Annotated in this window: 7 protein-coding genes; 4 read left to right on the top strand and 3 right to left on the bottom strand. The window is 43.0% G+C overall.

Translation table 11 applies throughout. From position 1 onward, the window contains the following. Positions 1 to 171: 171 nt before the first annotated feature. Entirely contained in the window at positions 172 to 1,203 is a 1,032-nt protein-coding gene (gene ytvI, locus ACTWQL_RS15350; RefSeq protein ID WP_443143308.1) for a sporulation integral membrane protein YtvI, read from the bottom strand. Between the two features lie 305 nt (positions 1,204 to 1,508). Here ytvI and ACTWQL_RS15345 point away from each other — a divergent pair, with 305 nt between their 5' ends. After that, positions 1,509 to 1,817 carry a hypothetical protein gene (locus ACTWQL_RS15345; protein WP_443143307.1) on the top strand — a complete coding sequence of 103 codons (309 nt, stop codon included), beginning with the start codon at positions 1,509 to 1,511 and terminating at the stop codon, positions 1,815 to 1,817. A 295-nt stretch (positions 1,818 to 2,112) separates the two neighbouring features. On the opposite strand, the gene ACTWQL_RS15340 is transcribed toward ACTWQL_RS15345, so the two are convergent. Then, positions 2,113 to 2,874, bottom strand: coding sequence for a sulfotransferase domain-containing protein (locus ACTWQL_RS15340; protein WP_443143306.1), 762 nt, complete (start codon positions 2,872 to 2,874; stop codon positions 2,113 to 2,115). A 196-nt stretch (positions 2,875 to 3,070) separates the two neighbouring features. On the opposite strand from ACTWQL_RS15340, the gene ACTWQL_RS15335 reads away from it, so the two are divergent. Next, positions 3,071 to 5,032, top strand: a complete 1,962-nt coding sequence (locus ACTWQL_RS15335) for a phospholipase D-like domain-containing protein (protein WP_443143305.1) — start codon at positions 3,071 to 3,073, stop codon at positions 5,030 to 5,032. 207 nt (positions 5,033 to 5,239) lie between these two features. On the opposite strand, the gene ACTWQL_RS15330 is transcribed toward ACTWQL_RS15335, so the two are convergent. Further along, complete coding sequence (locus tag ACTWQL_RS15330; RefSeq protein ID WP_443143304.1) at positions 5,240 to 6,373, bottom strand: IscS subfamily cysteine desulfurase; 1,134 nt, start codon at positions 6,371 to 6,373, stop codon at positions 5,240 to 5,242. Between the two features lie 106 nt (positions 6,374 to 6,479). Here ACTWQL_RS15330 and nadB point away from each other — a divergent pair, with 106 nt between their 5' ends. Continuing rightward, positions 6,480 to 8,030 (top strand): L-aspartate oxidase, encoded by a 1,551-nt coding sequence (nadB, locus tag ACTWQL_RS15325; protein WP_443143303.1) that lies wholly within the window; start codon positions 6,480 to 6,482, stop codon positions 8,028 to 8,030. Continuing rightward, positions 7,999 to 8,835, top strand: a complete 837-nt coding sequence (nadC, locus tag ACTWQL_RS15320) for a carboxylating nicotinate-nucleotide diphosphorylase (protein ID WP_443143302.1) — start codon at positions 7,999 to 8,001, stop codon at positions 8,833 to 8,835. The genes nadB and nadC overlap by 32 nt, the downstream gene beginning before the upstream one ends.

Raw genomic sequence — 8,835 nt, 5'->3', positions numbered from 1 at the left:
AAATCAACGACTTTTAAAGAAAACTTGGCGAGACCAAGCCTTTTGTAGGTCGAGCCTTAGCTGCCCTTATACTGAAGAAAGTATTTTATACTTTCTTTAAGTGCAAGAGCAACAAAGTTTGCGAAAATAGCCAATGTAAAAAAGAGATCGACCAAAACTACGGTCAACCTCTTAAAAATCAATTTTCACGTTCAGGAATCCAGCTTTGACAAGGGATTTAATGATAATTACTAGTGCTGGCCCGATGATCAAACCGACTATGCCCAGCAACGCAAATCCAATGTAAAGACTGGCCAATGCGGATAATGCGCTGATTCCCAGACTCGATCCAAGAATCTTAGGTTCGATAATCCTTCTGAAGATCGTAATCAACAAGAAGAGGACGAGCAATCCGATGGCTAATCGTTGGTCACCGACATACAGGTTGTATAAGGCCCAGGGTACGAGAAATGAACCTGTTCCTAATATCGGAAGGATATCTACAAGCACAATCAACAGTGAAAGGAGTAAGGCGTATTTTACATCGAGGATCAGAAGACCGACCCACGCGATGATGAAAGTAAGAAAACTCAAGATTACCTGCGCTCTGAGAAAACCGACAAAGGCGAATGAGAGCTGTTTGAGTACCAGCTGCACCTTTTCTTTCGCCTCCTCTGAAAACATGTTGAGAAACCCGGCATGAATTTTTGGGAGATCCAGGCTGATTAAGAACAAACTCACCAAATAGATAAGAAGCTTGATGAGCAGAACTGGAACAGCTGTTAGAAATCCAACTAAACCATTAGCGATATTGGATAGGAAGTCGACTGAAAATTGACGAAGATCATTCAATGCATCCTGGATTGTAGAAACATATTCAGGTGGAATCTCCTGATAATATTGTTGCAATTGGAAAATAAGGGCTTCAACGTTTTCAAAGATATATTGCGCATACTCCGGTAGCTGTTCAGTAATTTCAATAATCTGGACAACTAGGGTGGTAACAGCCCAATAACACCCAAGTGCCATCAATGCAAGGAAGAGGGTGAACGTGATCGCCACACTCCACACACGCTTGAGTGAAAACGAACGTATCAACAGCTTCACAAAAGGCTCTAAAAGTACAGCAGTCAAAAGAGCCAATACAAGCGGGATACTATAAGGAATCAGGAAAATAATGAGTCCGACGAGTAATAGGAACGGGATGTATTTCTTCAATTCCAACTTCGTGTCTCCTTAAAGACAAAAACCAGAGAGGTTTCTGTCGAATATAAATTATTATCATTATACCGTTTATAAACGAAAAGAACATCTATTCTGAAAAAATAATAACACAAACAACGATGTAATTTTATATAGGTATTTTATAGTAATATAGTTATGTAAATGAGCTGAAATCCATTTTCTTATGGATAGAAAGGTCTGTTTCTATAACACTATTTCTTTAGTTCGATGCGATTTATGTCAATTTATACAATAACTTCGCCTCGATTTCTGTTATTCTACAAGTATAGCAAGAAGGGGGGAGAATGTTGAACATTGGTTTAGAACGTTTTGCTCAGATGAACAAAACATTGTTGGAAAGCGAAAGAAAAACCTATATTCAATCATTCGAAGATTTATGTTCACAGGTAAGTGAAGGAAGAACCGTATATTTTACGACAGACAAGATGTACGGGACGATTGAAAGCAATGGAGACGCAAAAGTTACGATCACGGTTGCAACAGAAAAAGAAGTCGATCGGATCGAAGGGACAACCTTGAAACTCCAGAATGTGTACTTTTATTTGAAAAAGACCTTATTTTTATTATCTGAACAACCAAATAGAACTTGCTAAAGAAAACTTGGCATAGCCAAGCCTTAGGCGTAGGCTGAGCCATTAGTTCCTCGAAAAAGCAATTGCTTTTTCTTTGTGCGGTGTATTGCTTCCGTAGCCACCAGCTTGTGTACTTATACTAAAGAAAGTATTCTAATACTTTCTTTAAGTGTAAAAGATAAACCTCTTTGAAAGAAGCTTTCAAAGAGGTTTTTTTAATAGATGGCTTTGTTGAAGAATGGTGTTGATTCCTTCGAAATTCACTCCCTTTCCGAAGTGCAAAAGCATAGCGGTATCTATAAAATTTATGAAAACACTACCAATCATGATCTTTTTCATAGCCTAATTGAATCAACAGATCGCCTGCTACTGCTTTGAATTGTGCTTTCATTTCCTCATCAAACACTTGCTGCCAATTGCCTGCTTGTCCTTTACGGAATGTAGGGGATTTTGCTGGATCCACATTCGCTTGCATTTTTCTTACAATTTCATCGAGCTTGATCGGTCTTTTTTCAATATCCAAAAATCGGAGGATCTTTTTCAGTTCATTCCGTTGGGATTCTGCTGAATGGACAAGACTTTCATAAGTGACGAGATGAATATTTTCCTCAGACATCCAGCCCAGAAACCGCTCATAGAACTGCTTTATGTTCGATCGATGTGCGTAAGAGTTGTTGAATCCATTGATCAATGCCAGACATCTGGACCTGACATTCATATTGTTCTCTCTGAAATAACGCTCGTACGGTTGACCCTTGAACTTCATGAAAAAGTAAGCATAGGAAACAACGATGTCTCTAGGGTCACGGTATAAGAAAATCTGTTTCATCTTCAGCTGTTTGAACAATTGAGCATATTGAGGAGAGTAATGAAGGTGGCCATTCGCAAAATGATTGGCAGGCATCGAAGATAGGATTTTCATGTGCTCGTCGAGTTGTTGAATGAGTCCTGGATAAATGAAAGCCTGATGCTTTATGGATGGGATACCTTCTAATAATGGCTTTAATAAATGCGTTCCACTCTTTGCGATGGAATTCGCAAAGAAAGGTTGGATCGGCGAATTAGGTTGGTGGTTCATTTCATCATTCCCTTCTTCCGATGAATAGTCATATATATCTTATGTAGTAGGGTGTGAACGGTTTGGACAACCATCTATGAGATAAGGCCTAACTTTACAAAAACTTCATGAAATTCGGTTGTACCCTTTATCGTTTTTGTATTTAATAGAATCGTAATCTTTTAATACAAAAATTATTGAAATGGGGCAACGAGCGATGAAAAGATGGTTACAAGTAGTTTTAATGACAGCGCTTACGGCTAGTTTCCTAAATCCGATTTCGGAAGGGCAAAAAGCATCGGCTGCAACCACAGGTGATGTCGTGATCAATGAAATTGCTTGGATGGGGACAACGGGAAGTTACAATGATGAGTGGATTGAACTCTACAATCCTACTACGAGTGATATCTCACTGGAAGGATGGACGCTTGATGCTGCTGATGGTACGCCTTCCATTTCTTTATCCGGCACGCTTCCTGCGAATGGGTACTATCTCTTGGAAAGGACAGATGACAGTACTGTATCAGATGTTGAGGCAGACTTGATTTACAGTGGAGCCCTCGGCAACAGCAATGAAATACTGGCATTAAAGGATAATACCGGCACCTCAGTAGATTCTGTGGATGATTGGTATGCAGGGAATAATGATACGAAAGCGACGATGGAACGGGTTGACGAATCCGTAAGCGGGACAACAGCTTCCAACTGGACTACTGCAACCTCTACATACAGTGGAGGATATGGCACACCTGCTTCTGGAGTTGAAAATGGCTCTTCGTCTTGTGACTCGACCACCGAGCAACTGAATAATGTTTCGGAAACAATTGGCTCGATCAATGTTTATTTCAACAAGTGCGCGTTATTAGGGTATGCAAACTCAGGAAATGAAGCAAATTATAATGTGAATCTTGAGGACCGTTTGATTAACCGGATAAACCAGGCTACAACCAGTATTGACTTTGCTACATATGAAATCAACCTACCGAATGTAGTAGACGCTCTGACCAACAAGGCAGCTGAAGGAGTTGAAGTGCGGGTGGTGGCGGACGCGAAGGATGCAACAGATCCGCATTATGCTGAACGCTTTGAAACAATGCGTCTTTACTTGGAAAAAATGGCTCGCGGTAATGATATGCAAATAGGTACAGCGGATGATATCACGATTTTCTCAGACTCGCCTATGTTTGCCGTGGAGGATCAAGCCAGGCGAAGTGAGTACGGATTACCTGCATCGCCAGAAGATTATCCTTTTGTCACGACGACAGTAGGATCAACTGAAACATCTGGCCATTTATTTGTCGATGCTGAACAGAAGACAGACGGAACATACTATTCTCCTGGAAATCAAATGCACAATAAATTTGCGATTATCGATGACCGATGGGTTTTCACAGGCAGTTGGAACTTTACCGTTACAGGACTTTATGGTTCTGAAGAAAACATGGCTAATGATGTTCTTGACGGAAATCAACAGCACGTCGTCGAAACCCATTCGCCGGAATTGGCTTCTGTTTATGAAACGGAATTCAATGAGATGTGGGGAAGTACAACAATAAACCCTTCTCCTCAAGAGGCTAATCTTGGTCCTCGTAAAACGGATAATACACCACACGAGGTCACAATAGGCGGAAAAACTGTGGAAGTTTATTTTTCTTCAGGAGATGATGCGATCGGGAAGATGAGTGATCTTGTGAAAAATGAAGCGCATGACAGTGCATATTTCACGATTTTTGCCTGGTCGGATCAAACGTTGGTCGATGAACTGAAGTACAAGTGGGAAGGTTCTTACAACGATCTTGAAGGGACTTTGACAGGCTTTGATGTCAAAGGTGTTTTTGACAGTAGCTTCTGGAACCAGTGGTGGTCTGCAAGCATTGAGATGACCGGACGGACAGCATCTCAAACAAGTGAGAACAATCCGAATATCCGATGGGGAAATCCAGCTCCGGTCTATGTGGACGCTGAAACCCGCAAGCTTCATAGTAAAACGATGTTGATCGATGCGGATTCTTCAAGTGATCCGACTATTGTTGTGGGCTCGACCAACTGGAGCACGAACGGCAATGACATCAATGACGAAAATATGCTGATCATACATGATACCTTAATTGCGAACCAGTTCCTGCAAGAGTTCTATGCACGCTATTCACAAGCTGGCGGAACGATTCCATTACAATGAAAATAGATGAGTATAAGATAGATCAACGGGTTGTTAAGTTCGGAGAATAGTACATTTTCTGGACAACCTTTTATTTCTGATGTACCTGAAAAAAATTAGAGGACAACTGTTCCGCTATTTGGGTAAAAAGTAGCCGATTTCCCCAGGTTTTTGGTAAATAAGGTTCCTGGTGTCCTCTAAAATTGTTGGGATTAGATTTAGAGAGTTTCAGACCGTTTTCATGCTCATAACAATCCCTTGAAGGGCAGCAACTAATGCTTCCACATCTTTTTCCATTGTCGCTTTTCCAAAGGATATTCGCACGAGTTCACGCGCCTCATCAGGATTCCGCCCGATAGCAACCATCGTTTTCGAAGGCGATTGTTTCCCAACAGAACATGCTGAACCCGTCGAGACAGCAAAGCCCTTCCGGTTAAGTTCAAGCATGAGATATTGTCCTTCCATTCCTTTTACCCGGAAGCCGATGATCGAAGGAAGATGCGTAATTGGATGGCCTTCAATCGTGATCCGCTCATCAGATTTTGCGAAGTCCTCGAATTTTTTCCGCAACATACGGTAGTGACCTTCATACTCTGAGATTTCCGACATCATTTCTTCAACGGCGGTAACAAACGCAGCATTCCCCGGCACATTGATTGTTCCAGCGCGGAACCCTTTTTCATGCGTAGAGCCTGGAATGGAGGGCCTCCACAATACATCCGGAGCAATATAACATGCACCGACCCCTTTTGGACCATACACTTTATGACTGGATACCGACAAACTGTCTAATCCGATTGTTTTTAAATCAAACGGAACTTTTCCGAAGGTTTGTACACAATCGCTATGAAACAAGACCCCATTCGCTTTTAAAAGTTGGCCGATTTCCTTCAGGGGTTGAACCGTTCCAATTTCACTGTTGGCGTGACCGATGCTTGCCAGGATCGTATCTTCCGTCACTGCTTCGCGAATTGCTGCAACATCGACCAGTCCAGTAGGATCGACAGGTATTTTCGTTACCCGGAATCCTTCGTTTTCTAAAAAGGCGAAGGTATTGGCGACTGATGCATGTTCTGTTTCAGTCGTAATCAGATGCTTCCCCTTTGAGGCATTCGCTCTCGCCATGGAAACGATTGCAAGGTGATTGCTTTCGGATCCGCCGCTTGTAAAATAAATCCCTTCTGGACTTCCGTTGAAGTAGTTTGCGAGTTGCTTACGGCATTCCTCAAGCAGAATTTGAGCTTCACTACCCACGTCATGCAAGCTTGATGAATTCCCGTAAAATCGGGTTGAAACTTCACAATAAACACGTAATGCTGCTTCAGACATAGGTGTCGTAGCGGCATGGTCCATATAAATCATAAACATCCTCCTAAGAAAACTTCTTGCTATAAGTTTAATTTTATGTAAATATAGGTGTCAAGACATATGTAAACATTTGCGATGTCCAAAATCAGGAGGTCCTTTTATGAAAACGCGACAGACGGATGTCCTTATCATCGGAAGCGGACTCTCTGGGTTAATGACTGCAGAGCTTCTTTCTTTACACAAGAATGTGATGATTTTCACAAAGAATAGATTAGAAGACTGCAATTCTTATTTAGCACAAGGCGGGATAGCCGCTGCCATACAGGAAAAGGATGATTGGTACGATCATTTTCTTGATACATTGCAGGCTGGATGCTTCCATAATGAAACGATTGCGACGACACACCTTGTTACAGAAGGCCCTGAAATGATCCAAAAGCTGGTGGAGCTGGGTGTCAAATTCGATCGGAAATCAGATGGGACATATGATTTTGGAAAAGAAGGTGCCCATAACTGTGCTCGAATTCTTCATATCGGAGGCGATGCAACAGGTCGTCATCTCATCGATACGGTGAAAAAGAGGATCACAGAAAAGGATCTCGTGGTCGAAGGGGAAACGGCCATAAAATTGATCGTGAAAGGCAACAGGTGCTGCGGGGTATGGAGCATGGATGCTAATGGTGAAATCACTGCCACTTTTGCTGGGGCTGTCATTCTCGCCACAGGAGGCTTATCGGGATTGTATCCTGTTAATTCGAATGCTTCGACGATAACTGGAGATGGAATTGCACTCGCTTATGAAGCTGGTGCGGAATTGTCTGATCTGGAATTCATCCAGTTCCATCCGACATTGTTGGTGAACGAAGGAAAGAGCCTAGGGCTTGTAACAGAAGCCGTCCGCGGTGCAGGAGGCATTTTAGTGGATGAGGAAGGAAACAGGTTGATGGACAACGAGCATCCTTCAAAAGATCTAGCACCACGTGATGTTGTCTCCCGAGTCTTATACCGTGCGCAAAGGAATGGGAAGAAGACCTTTCTTGATATCCGAAGCATCACCAATTTTCAGAAAAAGTTCCCCACAGTCACCAATTTATGCGGGGAAAATGGGGTTTCAATTGAAGAAGGCTTGATTCCGGTTGCACCTGGTGCTCATTTTACAATGGGCGGCGTCGAAACAGATGTTTCCGGACGTACCTCAGTCGACGGTCTATTTGCAGTCGGTGAAGTAGCGAACACAAGGGTGCATGGGGCTAATCGTCTTGCGAGCAATTCGCTGCTCGAAGGTGTCGTCTTCGCAAACAGGCTGGCCAAGGCGATACGCTCTGAACGATCAGCTCCTTCAAATACAAGAGTCAATTGGCAAGGGATAGAGGTATTAACTGACTCACCATCGTATGAACATATACGTGAAATAATGAACAAGTATATCGGCATTGAACGGAATGAAGATGGATTGAAGAAAGCGATCCAACATTTCAAACGATATTTAAGAATCACTAGAATTTGCGAGATTCCAAGTGTAGAAGAAATACAGAAACATAATCAAGTACTAGTCGGGTGGTTAGTGGCGGAATCAGCATTACAACGAACAGAAAGCCGTGGGAGCCACTATCGGACTGATTATCCGGATCAGCATGAAAAATGGAAGCAGTGCAGAGTGAAGAGGAGGAAGGAACATTATGAACCGGTTGAAACTACGGCAGGAGCTTGAGCGGTTTTTCATTGAAGACATCGCTACAGCCGATCTTACAAGCCAGCTCTTGTTCAAATCTGATCAAATAGGAACAGGGCGTTTGTTGATGAAAGAAGAGGGTATTTTTGCAGGGGAGCAGATCGTACGGGAAGGCTTCAACTTGATATCTGAAGAAATAAAAGTAGAATTTCATGTGCGTGACGGTGCGTCATTGGTACAAGGGGAAACGCTCGCTACTTTGGAAGGTCCTGTCGTTTCGATTTTAGAAGGGGAACGGGTCATCCTGAATTTGATTCAGCGCATGTCGGGGATCGCGACAATGACGCATCATGCAACCAAGCTCGTAGAGGGATCTGAGATCAAAATTTGTGATACCCGGAAGACCACACCAGGTTTACGGATGTTCGAAAAGTATGCCGTACGATGCGGTGGCGGAGTGAATCACAGGCTGACACTTGATGGCGGCGTTATGATCAAAGATAACCACATCGCCATGTTCGGCAGTATAGAGAATGGCGTCCAGCATGTTCGACAGGCGCTGGGTCCGATGACAAAAATCGAAGTCGAAACGGAATCGGCTGCACAGGTGAAGGCTGCTGTAGAAGCGAAAGCGGACATCATCATGTTCGATAACCGATCACCGTCTGAGATCAAGGAAATGGTGGAGCTTGTTCCGGATCATATCGCAACGGAAGCATCAGGCGGCATCACCCTTGATACACTAGCGGATTATAAGGATTGTGGTGTACAGTTCATTTCATTAGGGGCGTTGACGCATTCAGTAAAAGGCTTGGACATCAGTCTCGAATTGGAGGTCGATTAG

The sequence above is a fragment of the Pseudalkalibacillus sp. R45 genome (assembly GCF_052246725.1).
Lineage (GTDB): Bacteria > Bacillota > Bacilli > Bacillales > Fictibacillaceae > Pseudalkalibacillus.
Note: the sequence above shows the minus strand (reverse complement) of the source record. Positions and strands in the feature narration are given on the sequence as shown.